This is a genomic window from Streptococcus sp. SO2 (assembly GCF_030440025.1).
Map to the genome: position 1 here is coordinate 1 of NZ_JAQFJH010000022.1, position 17,294 is coordinate 17,294.

The window sequence follows — 17,294 nt, forward strand, 5'->3', positions numbered from 1 at the left end:
GAGACGGTAGCGTTATTGTCCAAACTTGATGTCGACAAACATATAGATGTTGAAATTAAGCTTGATGAGCTTGATTTGACAAGTGCTGAAAGTAAAGCGACTTATGCACAAATCAAGGAATATATATTGGAAAAATTTGATTTAAAGGTTTCGACACTCTATATTGCACAGATTAAAAAGAAATGTGGAATTGTACTGAGGGAGCATTATAATAAATCAAAAAAAGAGAAACAGGCTATTCCACAATGCACACTGGAAAAAGAGGAAGCTATTATGGATGCGTTAAAGCATTTTAAAATGATTTAGTAGAAATGGAGGGTATTTATGAGATGGATAATAAAAATAATCTTATTTCCAATCAGCTTGCTGCTGAGTATCCTTACTGCCTTTCTGACATTTATACTTGGCATAGGAACAACTATTCTGTATTTCTTAATGCTGATGTGTATAGTTGCTGCAATAGGATCATTTATGCAAAAAGATATATCACTTGGCATTGAGGCATTGGTATTAGGATTTTTGTTAAGTCCTTATGGAATACCGATGGTCGGAGCAGCTGTTATAGCATTCCTTCAGGGAATCAATGAAGCAATAAAATCAATCTAAAAAAATTCATACAAATGGTTACCAAAGGCGATAGAAGAAAAACTATCGTCTTTTTCTTTGCCAATTTTTTGGGGAGGAGGTGAAGCGATGGACTTTGACTATTTCTATAACAGAGAAGCAGAAAGATTTAACTTTCTAAAAGTACCTGAAATATTGGTAGACGGAGAAGAATTTAAGGGACTGTCTGCTGAAGCAATTATCCTTTATTCTATGCTTTTGAAACGAACAGGAATGTCCTTTAAGAATAATTGGGTGGACAAGGAAGGCAGAGTATTTATCTATTTCACAGTCGAAGAAATTATGAGAAGAAGAAATATCTCAAAGCCGACAGCTATAAAAACATTAGATGAACTCGATATGAAAAAAGGAATCGGACTGATTGAAAGAGTAAGGCTTGGGCTTGGTAAGCCGAATGTCATATATGTTAAAGACTTTATGAGCATATTAGCGGTAAAAGAAAATGACTTTCAGAAGTCAAAAAACTTAACTTCAGAAGTAAAAGATTTTAACCTCAGAAGTAAAGAAAATGAACTTCAGGAAGTTCAAAATCTTGACTCTAACTATATAGAGAATAATAAGAGTAAGTATAGTAAGAGAGAATATAGTTTTGGTGTAAACGGACTTGGAACATTTCAAAATGTATTTTTAGCTGCTGAAGATATATCCGATTTACAAATCATAATGAACTCACAGCTTGATAATTACATTGAAAGGCTATCTGCATATATCAAAAGCACCGGAAAGACATATAAAGACCATAAAGCAACAATCCTTTCTTGGTTCTATAAAGATCAGGGGAGAGGAAAAGAAGTGAAAACATCAAATATACCGACATGGGAAGAATATGATAAAGGAGAACACCTATGATGAAAGAATTGGAAAAAGTAATGATAGAGGATGTAGAGTACTCTTATGATCCTGAAAAAGAGTATATCAAAGATGGACACGCCTATTGCAAAGTCTGCCATGAAAGAAAAGACGGAAAAGTGATGGAGTTCTTTGATAACAAGATGATATTTAAGATTTCTTGTAAATGCGATAGAAATAGAGAAGCAAAAGAAAAAGAAAGACAAAAGCAGATGGAGATTGAACGATTAAAGAGTAGCTGCTTTAACTCGATTATTCAGTGGTCATACACATTTGAAAATTATCAGGGAGAAGAAAATCAAAGCCTTATCATTGCAAAGAACTTTGTAAAAAAATATGAGGAAATGAAAAAAGAAAACATCGGACTCCTTTTTTATGGCTCAGTAGGTAGCGGAAAGACCTATCTTGCCTGCTCCATTGCAAATAGCCTTATTGAACAGTATCGAATAAGCGTTAAAATAAGAAATTTTTCACAGATTATCAATGAACTGCAAAAGGGAGGATTTGATTTTGACAAGAACGCATATATAGAATCGCTTGTGAATACGTCTGTTCTTATCTTGGATGATTTAGGAATTGAAAGAGATACAAGCTATGCTAAAGAGCAGGTATATAACATTGTGAATAACAGGTATTTAAAACAGAAACCGACTATTTTCACCACAAACCTTTCTTACGACACAATTGTAAATTGTACAGAAAGTGTGGAGTATCAGAGGATTTATTCACGAATTATAGAGATGTGTATTCCTGTTATGGTTGTAGGAGAAGATTTTAGAAAGGCTATTCAAAAGGATAAGCTGGCTCGTAATAAAGAGAGGTTACTGAACGGAGGTGAGAGAACTTGATCAATGAAGAAATAGCAAGAAAAACGCTGAATATGGAAGTAAGAGCTGCTAAAGTAACAGGAAAGCTAATTCTGAACTTATTAAAGAAACTGATGAAAGAAGCAGAAAAGCTTGGAGGATTTGAAAAACTTGTAAATAGCAACGGAAATGAAGTAAAGCTAAAAGATATGGTTAAAAAGGGACAGCTTGAAGAAATTCCGGTTGAAGAAGCAGAGCTTAAGGAACTGAAAAAAGAACTTAATCGGTATGGCGTAAAGTTTTCAGTCATGAAAGATAAGGAGAGTGGGAAATATTCAGTATTCTTTCAAGCTAAAGATATGAAGGTTATGGAGAAAGCCTTTAAGCATGCCCTGTCAGAATCGGAAAAGAAAACGGAAAGAAAAGAATCTATCCATAAGAATATTGAAAAGTTCAAGGAAATGGCTAAAAACTCTGTTTCCAAAGATAAAATCAAGAATAAACAAAAGGAGCAGAGCCTATGATAGATAAGATATTAAAGGACATCAAAGGCTTATTTAAGGTGCAGGATAAGGTAAAGTTTCTAAAGCAGAATATTCCCTATCTTGCATTTTTCTATTTAGGAAACATCTTTTCAAATCATGTAAGAAGCTATGTTGGAGGAGATGTGATAGATAAAATATTTCAGGGGATATTGGAGCTTAACACAATGAGCTTTCTTCCGAGTATTCATCCGGCGGATATTTTAATAGGTATAGGAGTGGCTGCTTTAATCAAATTCATTGTCTATACAAAAGGGAAAAACGCTAAAAAGTTTAGGCAGGGAAAAGAGTATGGATCGGCAAGATGGGGAACTAAAAAAGATATAGAGCCATATATGGATGAAAAGTTTCAAAATAATATTTTGCTTACACAAACTGAGCGATTAACAATGAATGGTAGACCGGCTAATCCAAAGTATGCGAGAAATAAAAATGTGCTTGTTATCGGTGGTTCAGGAAGTGGAAAAACCCGATTTTATGTAAAACCAAACCTTATGCAAATGCACAGTAGTTATTGCGTAACCGATCCGAAAGGAACGATAGTCCTTGAGTGCGGCAAGATGCTTGAGAATAATGGCTATGAGATTAAAATCTTAAATACCATTAACTTCAAAAAGTCCATGAAATACAATCCCTTTGCCTATATCCGTTCTGAGAAAGACATTCTGAAATTGGTGCAGACAATCATAGCAAATACGAAAGGAGAGGGCGAAAAAGCAGGTGAAGATTTTTGGGTCAAAGCTGAAAAGCTCTACTATACAGCCCTTATCGGCTACATCTTCTATGAAGCTCCAAGAGAAGAAAAGAACTTTGCAACACTTCTCGATATGATAGACGCTTCAGAAGTTAGAGAAGATGATGAAACCTATATGAATCCGATAGACAGACTCTTTGAAGCACTGGAAAAGAAAGAGCCTACACACTTTGCAGTCAAGCAATATAAAAAGTACAAATTGGCTGCGGGAAAAACGGCAAAATCTATTCTTATCTCTTGTGGTGCAAGACTTGCTCCATTTGATATTAGGGAACTTAGGGACTTGATGAAAGAAGATGAACTTGAGCTTGATACCCTCGGAGATAGAAAGTCAGCACTCTTTGTTATTATCTCTGATACAGACGATACTTTTAACTTTGTAGTTTCCATTATGTACTCACAACTTTTTAATCTCTTATGTGATAAGGCAGATGATGTATATGGCGGACGATTACCTGTTCATGTGAGATGCTTGCTTGATGAATTTGCAAACATCGGCTTAATTCCAAAGTTTGAGAAACTTATAGCAACAATCCGTTCCAGAGAAATATCAGCAAGTATCATACTTCAAGCACAATCTCAGTTAAAGGCAATCTATAAGGATAATGCCGATACAATCGTAGGTAACTGTGATAGTACCTTGTTCCTTGGTGGCAAGGAGAAAACTACACTAAAAGAATTGTCTGAAACACTGGGAAAAGAAACGATAGATTTATATAACACATCGGAAACAAGGTCAAATCAAAAGTCTTTCGGACTTAATTATCAAAAGACAGGTAAGGAACTGATGAGCCAAGATGAGATTACTGTAATGGACGGTAGTAAATGTATTTTTCAGCTTAGAGGTGTAAGACCTTTTCTTTCAGATAAATTCGACATCACAAAGCATAAGAACTATAAGTTCTTAGAAGATTATGACAAGAAGAATGTGTTTGATATTGAAGAATATATAAAGAGAAAAGGCAAGGTTAAGCTTAATAGAAATACGGTAATTACAAGATTGTAAGATTTACTGTTATAACTATATGGTCGAGGGTATATTTGATATAATAGAGCTAGATAAATTTGAATTTGTGGAGGTTTTCTATGAAGTATGAAGAAATTAAATTAAATATTTCAAATGATAAAATTAGCAATTACAAAGTATTTAAAGGGATGAAGCTGTATTCTGAAATATTTAAATCCGAAGATGAAAAGAAGTTAATAAATAAAAGAGTATTTGTAACTCCAAAAGGAAACTATGTTTATTATGAAAGGACAGATATAAATTGGAACTATTGGTCAGATAAAACAAGATATGATTCGAGTTTTGAATTAAGTGATATAAAACATAATATAGTATTTGAAGTATCAACAGAATTGACTAAGTTTACAAAATATTTAGGAGAAGAAGTAGTCAAAAAAATTATGTTTAAAGAAAAAAATGGAGAAATAGTAGAAGTACTGGATATTTAGTACATCTTGAACTCCCTAGTTATTAGATTAAATAAATTTGGAATTTTGGAGGTATCCGTTTATGAAATGGTATAATTATACGGCTAAACAAGAAAAAAGAAATTTTCAAAAAGTAATTGCTGTATGAATAGTAGGTGCAATTTTAATTCTACTTATTCGTATAGTTTTTCATACTATTTTGTAAGTAAAATATAAATCCCAGTTTGTTGAACTGAAAAATTGAATACTAAATGCGTAAGACGATAGAAAAGAAAAAAATCTATCGTCTTTTTTCATACCTATTTTCAATTTATATTGCGATCAATAAATAGGGGAAACTCACTAATTAGCGAACTAGTATTTCAAGTACCTTTCACTAATATATACACGACAAAATGCTAATTCACTTAAATATGTTAAAGACAATAAAGGAGATAAGATGATAAGGATCAGAAGTCCCACTAAGAAAAAACTAAATAGTAAGAGTATCAGCGATTGGAAAAGAAATACTCCAGTCGCTTTTTTATTGAATTGAAAAGGAGAAATTTTTAATGAAGCAGGAAATGATTAACATCAACGCCAACTTAGTGGCGGAGCCTACCTTCTCAAGTTTTGAAAATGAAGGAGAGAAAGTGGAAGTTGCAAACTTCACGCTTGTAAAAAAGTACGGTAAAGGCAAGGAGTACATCAACTGTGCAGCCTATGGAGAAAAAGCAGAGAAGGCAAATGACTTTGAAAAAGGTGATTTAATCCACATCTTTGGCTACTTTAAGAAGCGTGAAAAAGAGGGAAAGACTTACAAAAACTTTGTAGTGAAGTCCTACAACAAAATTGAAAAGAAAGAAGAAAATGAGGAGGAATAACTTATGGCATTTTTTACACAGGCAGTTAATGTATTAAAGATTTTGGTTATGGCAGTAGGTGCAGGACTTGGAGCATGGGGCGTTATCAACCTGATGGAAGGATATGGTAATGACAATCCCGGTGCTAAGAGCCAAGGTATTAAGCAGCTTATGGCTGGAGGAGGTATCGTTCTTATCGGACTTAAGCTCATTCCACTACTTGCGGGTGTACTCAATTAAGAAGAAAAGGAGAGCTTAGATGTTTGGAATATTCGACAAGATAGAAGAATTCTTTAAGGAGCTTCTACTGGGCGGTATTCAAGCAAACTTAGAGTCCATGTTTCTTGACATCAACGATAAAGTTGGTGCAGTTGCAACAGATGTAGGAAAAACTCCTATGGGATGGAACGGAGATGTATTTGCCTTTATCAAAAGCATTAACGATTCCGTTATCATTCCAATAGCGGGACTAATCATCACAGCAGTTCTTTGTATCGAGCTTATCAATATGGTAATGCAAAAGAACAATATGCACGATACAGATACCTTTGAATTTTTCAAGTACATCATCAAGATGTGGATTGCTGTATGGTTAGTATCCCATGCCTTTGAGTTTTCGATGGCAGTTTTTGATGTGGCACAGCACATGGTAAATAAGGCGGCAGGGGTGATAAATACCTCTGCCACCGTTTCCGGAGATCAGATAGTGGCAATGATGGATACCCTAAAAGAAAAGGGGCTTGGAGAACTTGTCATGATTCTCTTTGAAACCTCACTCATTAAGGTTGCTATACAGGTAATATCCGTTGTGATTATGCTTGTGGTTTACGGAAGAATGTTTGAGATTTATGTTTACTCATCGGTTTCAGCCATTCCATTTGCCACAATGGGAAACAAGGAGTGGGGACAGATTGGAACAAACTACATCAAAGGACTATTTGCACTTGGGCTACAAGGACTCTTTTTAATGGTTTGTCTTGGAATTTACGCAGTTTTAGTTAAGACGATTAAGATAACAGATATACACACAAGTACCATGACGATACTTGGCTATGCGGTTTTGCTGGGGTTAATGATGCTAAAGAGCGGAACACTGGCCAAAAGCGTGTTAAATGCACACTAAAAGAAAGGAAAGATAGTATGAACAAAAGAAAAACAGTATTTACAGCAGTAGTAATTGGAGCGGGTATTATGGCGATAATTGATAGGATCAGGCTTCATAATAAGGTGGAAGAATTGGAAGAAAAAACAGAGGACATCGGTCGCTGCCATAATGATTTTTGCTTAATGCAGGAAAGATATAACAAAAGTACGAATGAACAGATAGAGAGTATTCAGGAAGAAATCGGCTCTGTATATGAACACTTTGAGGGGCTGTCAAAGGGTAAAGAAGATGGGAGGTAAGATATGGCATATGTACCAATCCCTAAAGACTTAAATAGGGTAAAGACAAAGGTTGCTTTTAACCTAACGAAAAGGCAGCTCATAGGCTTCACACTTGCAGGACTGGTTGGAATACCAGTCTATTTATTTATGAGGAAGTTTGTGCCAAATGACATAGCTGTCATATTCCTTATCGTGTCCACGCTTCCTATCTTTTTCATCACACTATTTGAAAAGGACGGACTGACCTTTGAGAAATATTTTAAGCACATCTACCTTCATAAGTTTTATCAGCCAAAAAAGAGAGTGAGAAAGGAGGTTTACCTTGAACAAGAAAAGAAAAATTCAGCAAATAAAACTCATGCAAAACGAAAAGGCATTGAGAAGTCAAAAGCGGGACTTAAAGAAAAGTAATTGCAAGTCAAAAAAAGATAAGGGAGGAATCCTTGACCTTATCTTTAAGAAAGAACCGAAAAGATATACGGTAGAAGATACCATTCCCTATCTAAGGCTTTTAAAAAGCGGAATATGCCAGCTTGATGAAAAGCACTTCAGTAAAAGTATAGCCTTTCAGGACATTAACTATCAGCTTGCCTTAGATGAAGATAGGGACTTGATTTTTAATCAGTTTGCCAACTTTCTAAATTCCTTTGATCCGAGCATCAGCATTGAGTTTTCATATATCAATCAACTCGGACGAAACGAAGAAATGAAGTCGGCAATTCAGATACCGGATAAAAAGGACGGTTTTGACGATATACGCTTTGAATTTAGAGAGATGCTTAAAAGCCAGATTGTAAAGGGAAATAACGGACTTAAAAAATCAAAGTATGTAACCTTTACAGTGAAAGCGGATAATTTAGAGCAGGCAACATCAAAACTTGAAAGACTGGAGATAGATATATTATCTAATCTAAAGAGCATGGGTGTGAGAGCAGAAAGCCTAAACGGAGAAGAAAGGCTAAAGATACTTCATGATGTTTTAAATCCAAATAAAACATTTGAATTTTCCTACAAAGATCTAAAGAAAAGGGAAAGCACCAAAACATATATCGTGCCTGATGAGTTCAATTTTACACCGTCAAGGTACTTTAAGTTTGGAAAATTTATCGGAGCAACAAGTCATTTTCAAATCCTTGCCAGTGAGCTTTCAGATAGGATGTTATCCGAGTTTTTGGATATTGACGATAACATCAATATTTCCTTTCATATTAGGGCAATCGACCAATCGGAAGCCATTAAGATGGTAAAACGAAAAAACACTGATATTGATAAGATGAAGATTGAGGAAAATAAGAAGGCGGTAAGAAGCGGTTATGATATGGACATTCTTCCATCGGACTTAATCACCTATGGGGAAGATGTAAAAAGCCTCTTAAAAGACTTGCAGACAAGAGATGAGCGAATGTTTGTGGTAAGTATCGTCTTTATGAACTTTGCAAGGACAGTGCAAAAGCTCGATAACACAATTGCTCAAATAAGCTCCATTGCAAATAAGCATAACTGTAAGCTGAAAAGACTTGACCATTCTCAGGAACAAGGTTTAGTGAGCGTGCTGCCTCTTGGTGTAAATAAGATTGAAATAGATAGAGGACTGACAAGTTCATCAACGGCAGTATTTATGCCATTTACCACAGAGGAGCTTTTTATCAATTCAAGTAATAGTCTTTACTACGGACTAAATGCCCTAAGCCATAACCTGATTATGGCAGATAGAAAGAAATTAAAGAACCCAAACGGTCTAATCCTCGGAACTCCGGGCAGCGGTAAATCCTTTAGTGCCAAAAGAGAAATGGCAAATGCGATTTTAGTAACAGATGATGATGTGATTATCTGCGATCCGGAAGGAGAGTATGGAAACCTCGTAAGGCAGTTTAAGGGAGAAGTCATTAAGGTCAGCAGTAAGTCAAAGGATTACCTGAATCCCCTTGATATAAACATGAACTACGGGGATGGGGATGCCCCGCTGAAAGACAAGGCAAACTTTATTATGAGTATGCTTGAGCTTGTAGTAGGCGGTAGTGGTCTTACAGCAGAAGAAAAGTCCGTTATAGATAGATGCCTACCTAAGATTTATGAAAAGTATTTTGAAAATCCGACTCCTGATAATATGCCAATACTGCAAGACCTATACGATATGTTAAAAGGACAGGAGGAAAAGGTTGGTAAGAAGCTGGCAACAGAGATGGAAATCTATGTATCAGGTTCTCTTAATGTCTTTAATCACAGGTCAAATGTGGATTTGAATAAGAAGCTCCTTTGTTTTGATATTAAAGAACTTGGAAGTCAGCTAAAGAAAATAGGAATGCTTGTTATTCAGGATCAGGTGTGGAATAAGGTGTCACAAAACAGAGGAAACAAGGCTACAAGGTACTATATCGACGAGTTTCATTTACTTTTAAAAGATGAACAGACAGCATCCTATTCGGTTGAGATTTGGAAACGTTTTAGAAAATGGGGAGGTATCCCGACAGGTATCACGCAAAATGTCAAAGACCTACTTATGAGTAAGGAAATTGAAAATATCTTTGATAATACGGACTTTGTCTTAATGTTAAATCAGGCTTCAGGAGATAGAGAGATACTTGCAAGAAAACTTAAAATCTCACTTCCTCAGCTTAGATATGTTACCAACTCCAATGAGGGTGAGGGACTACTATTCTTTGGAAATACTATTGTACCTTTCCTTGATAAGTTTCCGAAAGATACAATTTTATATCAGAAGATGACTACCAAGCCGGAAGAAGTGAGGTAACCTATGGGAAAGAAGCTGAAAAAGGACTTTAAGGAAAGGCACAAGGCAAGCATTGAAAAAGAAATGCTCCATAGTGAAACAAACATTATACCTGAAGAAAGTAAGCTAAAGGATACCGATGATTACAGAGGAAAAATCGTTCATGAGAAAGATAGATTTCAGGATAAGGTTCATAAAAAGATAAGCAAGATAAATGCTGATAATGAAAAGGATTATGGAAATTCCAAGAGAAACGCAAAATATAGAGTTTCAGATAAGGGGAGCATAACTTCTGTAACTGAAACTGGAAGAGCGGATTATGTTACAGAGGTTAAGGATGGGAAAATCTATGTTCCTTTAGGAAAAGACCTTGATAATGATGGGATTATAGACAGATACGATAATGACTTTAGGGATAGCGACTACTTTGAGTCAACCTATGATGTCGAGGATAATCTTCATCATAAAGCAGAAAATACAAATAGCTTCTCAAAAAGCCAAAAAGCTCAAAAGAAAAATTATAAGAGAAAAAACTATACCGAAAGCCTTTATACAAGGAAAAAGGACGATGCACCAAAGGGAAATAAGGCTGATGATAAAAAGGCGGGAAAAGATGCTGTCAGCGGAAAAGTTTATAGCAGTATTTATAAAGAGCAGAAGAAAAAGCTAAAAAAAGACATGGTAAAGGTATCTGCCCTTTCAGGACTTGCTAAAGGAAGTGAAACTGTAAGAGATTACTTGTCTCATGGAAGTGATGAAAATCAAGGAGTGGAAGCAGGAGAAAAGACAGCAGATACAAGCTCCAAGCTCATTCATGGCATAAAGAAGTATTCTGATAAGAAAAGAGCTAAAAGAGGCTATGACCTTGCAAATAAGGATTATAAAATCAGAAAGCGTAAGTCAAAGTTGGAATTTCGTGATGCCAAAAAGGAACTGAAAAAGACGGATGAGTATAAAAGAGCAAGTGCCTATAAAAGATTTCAAAAGAAAAATCAGGTAAAGGCAGCAATTTCTCGTGAGAATAAGTCAAGGCTTAGAGATCGAATTAAAGAGGGACTTATCGGAACACTGAAAAGCTCAAAGGATATGATTATCCGAAAAGCAAAAGGACTAATGCTTATTTTCATAGGTATCATTATCTTAGGGACTTTTGTGATTAACTTTGCAGGAACGGGAATGACAGGCTTTATGAATTCTACAAGCTCTGTGCTTACAACAAGCTATTTATCAAAGCCAAATGTCCTAAGTGAAATCAATCAGAACTTTTCTGCTATGGAAAAGGAACTTCAAAATGAGGTTGATAATGTCAAAAGTAACCATCCCGGCTATGATGAGTACATCTTAAATAACACAGAGTATATCGGTCATAATGTTCATGAGCTTTTATCCTACATTACATCAAGGTGCGGAGAGGTAAAGAGTGTATCGGAAGTAGAATCCATATTAAAAGAATTATTTGATTCCATGTATGACCTTGAGTATAGGGAAGAAATTGAAATCAGATACAGGATGGTTACAAAAACCTATACCGATGAAGATGGCAATGAATATACCGAAAGCCACGAAGAACCTTATGAGTATAAAAAACTCATCGTAACGCTTCATAAAAAAGAGATGGACAGCATTATCCGAAAGGTCTTTGCAAACTATCCCGATAATCTAAAGCACTATGAAGCCTTGTTCCTTGCACAAGGCAATATGGGAGAAGCCTTTGGTAATTCTGACCTTATCAGTGCAAATGGAGGTATCGGCGGTGGAAAAGAGTATGAGGCATCTACGGAAGTACAAAAGAAGATTGTTAATGCTGCATACATTACGCCATCTCCGGGTGCAGGCTGGTGTGCCATGTGGGTATCACAGGTCTATCAAAATGCAGGACTTGGATATATAGGCGGGAATGCCTGTGATATGTACCGAAACTATACCTTTACATCAGATAGGTCAAAGCTCAAGGTCGGAATGCTTGTGGCAGTCGAAAGCAGCAGTAGCGGAAGCAGTGCAGGGCTTACCTATGGTCATGTAGGTATTTACATTGGAGATGGAAAAGTGATTGATAACATCGGTCGAATAAGAGTAACTACCTTAGATGATTGGATAGCAACATTTTGTAAGCACCATCCCGTAGGATTCGGTTTTCCGCCAAATGTAAAGAAATAGGAGGTAACAATTTGAAAAAGGAACTGATAGCAGTAAAAAACAGAATAAAGAAGTTAAATGATAAAAAGGCTCTGATTGATGAAGAATTGGAGCCTTTATTCATTCGTGAAGAAGAGCTTGAAAATGAAGAAATCATTGCCATTTGCAGAAAGAATAACATCACAATCAGCGATTTGATGGCAAAGGTAAACAGACAAAAAGCAGAAATGAAAAAGGAGAAAACAAATGAAAACCAGTTTGAAAAAGAATAATAAGTTTTGGACGGTAGCACTTGCGGTAATTGTAAGTATTAGTTGTATTTTAGGTCTTTGGACGGTTGTTTATGCACAGGAGCAAAAATCTGAAGCTCCAACAAAAAACGAAGCTGTTCAAACGGAAGTTGAAGTAAATGTAAGGTATATCTTTGAAGATGAAAAGGTCTTTAAGGAAGAAAAGATAAAGGCTGAGAAAGGACAACTTATTGATAGCGGAGATCTTCCAATGCTCCCAGATGATATGAAATTCATTGATGAGTTTCTGTTTTATGAGGTAAAGGGAGATGGAAAAGATGAGATTATCCGTAAGGTAGCAAAGATAGAGGTTAAGGATAAGGAAACGCAGACAGAGCTTTCTAAAGACGATATTTCAAAAATAGAAAAAGAGGCAAAAGAGCTTCAGGATAAACTTGATAAGTTAAATTGCGAACTTAAGGACAAAGACAAATTAAGTGATAAGCAAAAGAATAAAATTAAAGACCTTGAAGATGAAATTGATAGCCTAAAAGAAAAAATGAAGAAAGATAAGGGAAATAAGGACTTATCAGAAGATATGAAAAAGGAAATAGATAAGCTGACGGAAAAGGTGAAAGAGCTTGAGAAGAAGGCAACTGAAACAAATAAAGCTCCTGTAACATCACAATCAGTTACACCGATTAGTCCTATTTCCGGAATTAAGACAAGTTCAGGTATTTCTCCTCAAACACCTGTAAGCAACAACAGCAAAGGAACTTCTGAAACAACAAGTTCAGGGACTGTTACAAAGGATACGGCTAACGCAGAAACAAAAGAAAAGGAAATTCGTTATCCCAATAAGTTGACGGCAAAAGCTCCTGCGAATAACAGTCAGGATTCATCAATGGGGTCTGCAAGTAAGAGTGTAAATACCAACAAGGGAGTAGCTTCATCTCCATCAAAGGCGAGAGCATCCGTTACGGAGAATAAAGATAATGCAAATAAGGAGTATCCGATTCATCATGGAGATAGCAGCGATAACAAAGAAACGGATAAGTATTCGGCAGATGCAAGGCAGTTTATTACCTTTCAAACGAAAAATGGTAAGACCTTTTATTTAATCATCAATCATGATGAAGATAGTGAGAATGTAATGCTTCTTACGGAAGTATCTGAAGATGATCTCTTAAATATGGTAGAGAAAAAAGAAGCACCAAAGCAGGAAGTAGTAAAAGAAGAACCTGTTAAGGAAGAAATAAAGCCTGAGAAGAAAGACGAAAAGAGTAATTTAGGAACCTATATTATTTTGCTTCTTGTAGTAGGTGGTGCATTAGGAGCGGGCTACTATTTTAAGGTTGTAAAAAAGAAAGAAGATAAAGAACTTGAAGCCTTAGAGGAGGAAGATGATGATTTCTTTTCTGAAGCTGAAAGTGAGGAAGAAATAAATGATGCAGATGAAGTAGAAGATGAAGAATAAACGCACCTAAAAACATATTATTTTGGGTGCAAAGTTAGGGCGGGAGAGTAATATCTTTCGCCCTATTTTATTAGTTAAAACAGGAGGAAAAACAGAAATGAAGTTAGTAATTGCGGAGAAACCAAGTGTTGCAATCTCCATTGCAAAGGTTATTGGAGCAAATAAAAAGAAAGACGGATATTATGAAGGAAACGGATATAGGGTGAGCTGGTGTGTTGGACATTTAATTCAAATGGCAAATCCGGATGCTTATGATGAAAAGTACGCCAAGTGGAATATGGCTGATTTACCGATTATTCCGAGCGACTACAAGTATGAAGTAGCAAAAGCAACCAAGAAGCAGTTTAACATCCTTAAAAAGCTGATGAATGATAAGGAGGTTGATACGGTTATCAATGCCTGCGACGCAGGTCGTGAGGGAGAAAGTATTTTTAGGCTTGTATATAATCAAGTGAATTGTAAAAAGAAGATGAAACGCCTTTGGATTTCTTCAATGGAAGATAGTGCCATTAAAGAGGGCTTTGATAATCTAAAAGACGGAAAGGACTATGATAATCTCTTTGAATCGGCACAGGCAAGAGCGATTGCGGATTGGTTAGTCGGAATGAATATTAGTAGGCTCTACTCTTGTCTGTATCAGCAAAATTACAGTGTTGGCAGAGTGCAGACACCTACTCTTGCCATGATTGTAAAAAGAGATGATGAGATAGCAAATTATCAGAAAGAAAAATATTACACAGTAGAGCTTTCTACAAATGGTTTTACACTATCAACGGATAGAATTGATGATGAAGTTGCTGCTGAACAGCTCTTAAATTTAGTGGGCGATAAGATTGAAATTACCGATGTCATTCAGAAAGAGAAAATAACAAAACCAGACTTGCCATTTGACCTGACAACACTTCAAAGAGAGTGTAATAAATACTTTGGATATAGTGCCAAGCAGACACTTGATTATGCCCAAAGCCTTTATGAGAAAAAGCTCATCACCTATCCAAGAACAGACAGCAGATGTTTAACGGAAGATATGATTGTAAGTACGGTTAATAACATTTTAGGTAAGAATGACTTTGACACAGGGCGTATTAAGGTAGTATTTGATTCTAAAAAGGTTACGGATCATCATGCGATTATTCCGACAATCAGTTCATTAAAGGAAGATGTTTCGGAGCTTCCTCCAAGCGAAGCAAAAGTTTATTTCCTTATATCCGATAAATTTCACGCAAGTGTAGGCTATCCACTCATTGAAAATATAACGAAGATAGTAGCTGAATTTGACGGCTTTGAATTTACAAGTTCAGGAAAGGTAATTAAAGACGAGGGGTTTACAAAATATCTTAAAGAGTATAAGTCCAAGAGGAATGAGGATGTAGAACTTCCTAATGTAAATGTTGATGATGCTTTAAGCATTGAAAATAAAGAGATTAAAGAAAAATTTACCCAACCTCCCAAGCACTTTACAGAAGATACGCTTCTAAAGTCTATGGAGATTGCAGGAAATGACACACTTGAAAAAGGTGTAGAAGTGGAAAGAAAAGGTCTTGGCACACCTGCAACAAGGGCAGGAATTATTGAAAATCTAATCTTTAAGGGCTTTGTAGAAAGGGATAAGAAAAATCTTGTAGCCACGCATAAAGGGATTAGCCTTGTAACAATAGTATCCGATACCTTTAAATCAGCAGAAACAACCGCAAAATGGGAAATGGAATTATCGGATATTGCTCAGGGAAAATCTTCAAAGGAAGAATTTTTAGAAGCGATTGAAAATGAGCTAAAAGAGGCTGTTCTGACATACGCAAAGTAAGAGGTAACTAATTTCAGAGTGGAAAAAATCCTCTAAAAATGCTATAATATAAGCAATTTATTTGTAATTGTTAGGAGAATTAAGATGGCAATAAAAAATCAAGATTATATAAAAAATTTAATCAGAGAGTTGATTTCTTTGCCAAGTGAAACAGAATGGGTTGAATTTAAGCATAATAACGATGAACCTCAGATGATAGGTGAGTATATTTCTGCTTTAGGCAATTCTTCAACTTTATGGGGAAGACCTAAAGCATATTTACTCTGGGGTATTGATGATAATACACATAAAATTGTAGGAACTACATTTGATTATAGGGAGAGTAAAAAAGGTTCGGAAGAACTTGAAGCATGGTTATCTCGAATGACAAATCCAAGAATAGACTTCAGATTTTATAAAACAGAAATTGAGGATAAAAATGTAGTATTACTCGAAATTCCATGTGCAGAAAAGCAGCCAATTAAGTTTTCAGGTGAAGAGTATATTAGAATTGGAACAAATAAGAAGAAGTTGAAAGAATATCCTGATAAAGAGAGATCTCTATGGGCAGCTTTTGATACAACTCCGTTTGAATTAAGAAATGCAAAAGATAATATTTCGTTTCATGAGGTGTTAGATGTACTGAATGTAGCGGGATATTATGAAAAGATGGGGGTTGCATTACCACAAAATAACAATAAAATATTGGATGATTTTACTAATGAAAAGTTTATAAAAAGAAATGATTCCGGAAGCTATGATATTACTAATTTAGGAGCATTACTTATTTCAAAAGATTTAAAGAATTTTGAGAGTTTAGCTCATAAATCTATAAGAGTAATTTGGTATAAAGAGAACAATAGACTTGACACGATACGGGAAAAAGTATTTAGTGAAGGTTATGCTATTTCATATGAGGAAATTGTAGATTATGTTTTGACTGTCATTCCACAGGAAGAGATAATTGAAGACTCTATAAGAAAAACTAAGTTGGGTTATCCGGAGATAGCCATTCGTGAGTTAATTGCCAATATCATGATTCATCAAGCTATTGAACAAAAAGGGACAAGTCCTATGGTTGAGTTATTCAAAGATAGGATAGAATTTTCAAATGCAGGTTCGCCATTGGTTTCGATAGACCGCATTGTTGATACAGTTCCGATTTCAAGAAATGAAAATCTTGCAGGATTTATGCACAAATGTGGGATTTGTGAAGAAAGAGGAAGTGGTTTTGATAAGATAGTATATGCGACAAGTAAGAATTCTATGCTTGCTCCTAAAATCGAAAATCAAAGTGATAAATTCACAAAAGTAACTCTCTATTTGAAAGCTCCTTTTGACTTGATTAGTAAAGAAGATAGAATAAGAACTTGTTATATGCAGGCTTGCTTTGTCTATGTCAATGGAGAGAGCATAACGAATAATTCGCTCAGAGAATTATTTGATATAAGTGATAAAGATAAATATAAAGCATCGAGGATAATTAAAGATACATTAGAAGCCAAACTTATTAAGACAGTTGATGAAAATACAGCTCCGAGATATATGAAGTATATTCCTTTTTGGGCTTGATTTAAGTTGCAGTAAGTTGCAAAATCGTGATTTATGCAGTATGAATGGGAGATAAAACCTAGTAAAATAAGGATTTTTAGTAAGTCAAAACAGAAAAATTAAGTTGCAGTAAGTTGCAGCACATAGAA

Annotated in this window: 17 protein-coding genes and 1 pseudogene; all 18 read left to right on the forward strand. The window is 35.4% G+C overall.

The window, feature by feature from the left end; all coding sequences use genetic code 11:
* A pseudogene (locus PCY17_RS11280) lies at nucleotides 1-306 on the forward strand (23S rRNA (uracil-5-)-methyltransferase RumA); the annotation flags it as partial.
* Nucleotides 307-324: 18 nt separating this feature from the next.
* Nucleotides 325-606 (forward strand): CD1845 family protein, encoded by a 282-nt coding sequence (locus tag PCY17_RS11285; protein WP_005541379.1) that lies wholly within the window; start codon nucleotides 325-327, stop codon nucleotides 604-606.
* Between the two features lie 87 nt (nucleotides 607-693).
* On the forward strand, nucleotides 694-1,473 hold the full coding sequence (locus PCY17_RS11290) for a replication initiator protein A (protein ID WP_005541378.1): 780 nt from the start codon (nucleotides 694-696) through the stop codon (nucleotides 1,471-1,473).
* Nucleotides 1,470-2,321, forward strand: coding sequence for an ATP-binding protein (locus tag PCY17_RS11295; protein ID WP_005541377.1), 852 nt, complete (start codon nucleotides 1,470-1,472; stop codon nucleotides 2,319-2,321). Before PCY17_RS11290 ends, PCY17_RS11295 begins: the two co-directional genes overlap by 4 nt.
* Nucleotides 2,318-2,803, forward strand: coding sequence for a PcfB family protein (locus PCY17_RS11300; RefSeq protein ID WP_005541374.1), 486 nt, complete (start codon nucleotides 2,318-2,320; stop codon nucleotides 2,801-2,803). Before PCY17_RS11295 ends, PCY17_RS11300 begins: the two co-directional genes overlap by 4 nt.
* The gene (locus PCY17_RS11305; RefSeq protein WP_005541372.1) at nucleotides 2,800-4,581 is read left to right on the forward strand and encodes a VirD4-like conjugal transfer protein, CD1115 family; all 1,782 of its coding nucleotides are present in this window, start codon (nucleotides 2,800-2,802) and stop codon (nucleotides 4,579-4,581) included. Before PCY17_RS11300 ends, PCY17_RS11305 begins: the two co-directional genes overlap by 4 nt.
* Before the next feature lie 80 nt (nucleotides 4,582-4,661).
* Nucleotides 4,662-5,030, forward strand: coding sequence for an EXLDI protein (locus PCY17_RS11310; RefSeq protein WP_003042548.1), 369 nt, complete (start codon nucleotides 4,662-4,664; stop codon nucleotides 5,028-5,030).
* Between the two features lie 530 nt (nucleotides 5,031-5,560).
* Nucleotides 5,561-5,872 (forward strand): single-stranded DNA-binding protein, encoded by a 312-nt coding sequence (locus PCY17_RS11315; protein ID WP_247937012.1) that lies wholly within the window; start codon nucleotides 5,561-5,563, stop codon nucleotides 5,870-5,872.
* Nucleotides 5,873-5,875: 3 nt separating this feature from the next.
* The gene (locus tag PCY17_RS11320; protein ID WP_003042805.1) at nucleotides 5,876-6,091 is read left to right on the forward strand and encodes a Maff2 family mobile element protein; all 216 of its coding nucleotides are present in this window, start codon (nucleotides 5,876-5,878) and stop codon (nucleotides 6,089-6,091) included.
* Nucleotides 6,092-6,110: 19 nt separating this feature from the next.
* On the forward strand, nucleotides 6,111-6,974 hold the full coding sequence (locus tag PCY17_RS11325; protein ID WP_000466908.1) for a VirB6/TrbL-like conjugal transfer protein, CD1112 family: 864 nt from the start codon (nucleotides 6,111-6,113) through the stop codon (nucleotides 6,972-6,974).
* A gap of 17 nt (nucleotides 6,975-6,991) precedes the next feature.
* Nucleotides 6,992-7,255 carry a conjugal transfer protein gene (locus PCY17_RS11330; protein ID WP_301395583.1) on the forward strand — a complete coding sequence of 88 codons (264 nt, stop codon included), beginning with the start codon at nucleotides 6,992-6,994 and terminating at the stop codon, nucleotides 7,253-7,255.
* Between the two features lie 3 nt (nucleotides 7,256-7,258).
* Complete coding sequence (locus PCY17_RS11335; RefSeq protein ID WP_005542007.1) at nucleotides 7,259-7,648, forward strand: PrgI family protein; 390 nt, start codon at nucleotides 7,259-7,261, stop codon at nucleotides 7,646-7,648.
* Nucleotides 7,560-9,989: a VirB4-like conjugal transfer ATPase, CD1110 family gene (locus PCY17_RS11340; RefSeq protein WP_301395587.1), complete on the forward strand. Its 2,430-nt coding sequence runs from the start codon at nucleotides 7,560-7,562 to the stop codon at nucleotides 9,987-9,989. Before PCY17_RS11335 ends, PCY17_RS11340 begins: the two co-directional genes overlap by 89 nt.
* Before the next feature lie 3 nt (nucleotides 9,990-9,992).
* On the forward strand, nucleotides 9,993-12,125 hold the full coding sequence (locus PCY17_RS11345; RefSeq protein ID WP_301395589.1) for a CHAP domain-containing protein: 2,133 nt from the start codon (nucleotides 9,993-9,995) through the stop codon (nucleotides 12,123-12,125).
* An 11-nt stretch (nucleotides 12,126-12,136) separates the two neighbouring features.
* A complete protein-coding gene (locus tag PCY17_RS11350) occupies nucleotides 12,137-12,376 on the forward strand; it encodes a hypothetical protein (protein ID WP_000711884.1) in 240 nt (79 codons plus the stop codon).
* Complete coding sequence (locus PCY17_RS11355; RefSeq protein ID WP_247937016.1) at nucleotides 12,351-13,811, forward strand: CD1107 family mobile element protein; 1,461 nt, start codon at nucleotides 12,351-12,353, stop codon at nucleotides 13,809-13,811. Before PCY17_RS11350 ends, PCY17_RS11355 begins: the two co-directional genes overlap by 26 nt.
* Before the next feature lie 97 nt (nucleotides 13,812-13,908).
* On the forward strand, nucleotides 13,909-15,615 hold the full coding sequence (locus tag PCY17_RS11360) for a DNA topoisomerase 3 (protein ID WP_247937017.1): 1,707 nt from the start codon (nucleotides 13,909-13,911) through the stop codon (nucleotides 15,613-15,615).
* An 84-nt stretch (nucleotides 15,616-15,699) separates the two neighbouring features.
* Complete coding sequence (locus PCY17_RS11365; RefSeq protein ID WP_301395593.1) at nucleotides 15,700-17,166, forward strand: RNA-binding domain-containing protein; 1,467 nt, start codon at nucleotides 15,700-15,702, stop codon at nucleotides 17,164-17,166.
* Nucleotides 17,167-17,294: the final 128 nt, after the last annotated feature.

Coding starts and splice junctions, on each gene's coding strand:
- PCY17_RS11285 (WP_005541379.1), top strand. CDS start 325: ATGAGATGGATAATAAAAATAATCTTATTTCCAATCAGCTTGCTGCTG.
- PCY17_RS11290 (WP_005541378.1), top strand. CDS start 694: ATGGACTTTGACTATTTCTATAACAGAGAAGCAGAAAGATTTAACTTT.
- PCY17_RS11295 (WP_005541377.1), top strand. CDS start 1,470: ATGATGAAAGAATTGGAAAAAGTAATGATAGAGGATGTAGAGTACTCT.
- PCY17_RS11305 (WP_005541372.1), top strand. CDS start 2,800: ATGATAGATAAGATATTAAAGGACATCAAAGGCTTATTTAAGGTGCAG.
- PCY17_RS11310 (WP_003042548.1), top strand. CDS start 4,662: ATGAAGTATGAAGAAATTAAATTAAATATTTCAAATGATAAAATTAGC.
- PCY17_RS11315 (WP_247937012.1), top strand. CDS start 5,561: ATGAAGCAGGAAATGATTAACATCAACGCCAACTTAGTGGCGGAGCCT.
- PCY17_RS11320 (WP_003042805.1), top strand. CDS start 5,876: ATGGCATTTTTTACACAGGCAGTTAATGTATTAAAGATTTTGGTTATG.
- PCY17_RS11325 (WP_000466908.1), top strand. CDS start 6,111: ATGTTTGGAATATTCGACAAGATAGAAGAATTCTTTAAGGAGCTTCTA.
- PCY17_RS11330 (WP_301395583.1), top strand. CDS start 6,992: ATGAACAAAAGAAAAACAGTATTTACAGCAGTAGTAATTGGAGCGGGT.
- PCY17_RS11335 (WP_005542007.1), top strand. CDS start 7,259: ATGGCATATGTACCAATCCCTAAAGACTTAAATAGGGTAAAGACAAAG.
- PCY17_RS11345 (WP_301395589.1), top strand. CDS start 9,993: ATGGGAAAGAAGCTGAAAAAGGACTTTAAGGAAAGGCACAAGGCAAGC.
- PCY17_RS11355 (WP_247937016.1), top strand. CDS start 12,351: ATGAAAACCAGTTTGAAAAAGAATAATAAGTTTTGGACGGTAGCACTT.
- PCY17_RS11360 (WP_247937017.1), top strand. CDS start 13,909: ATGAAGTTAGTAATTGCGGAGAAACCAAGTGTTGCAATCTCCATTGCA.
- PCY17_RS11365 (WP_301395593.1), top strand. CDS start 15,700: ATGGCAATAAAAAATCAAGATTATATAAAAAATTTAATCAGAGAGTTG.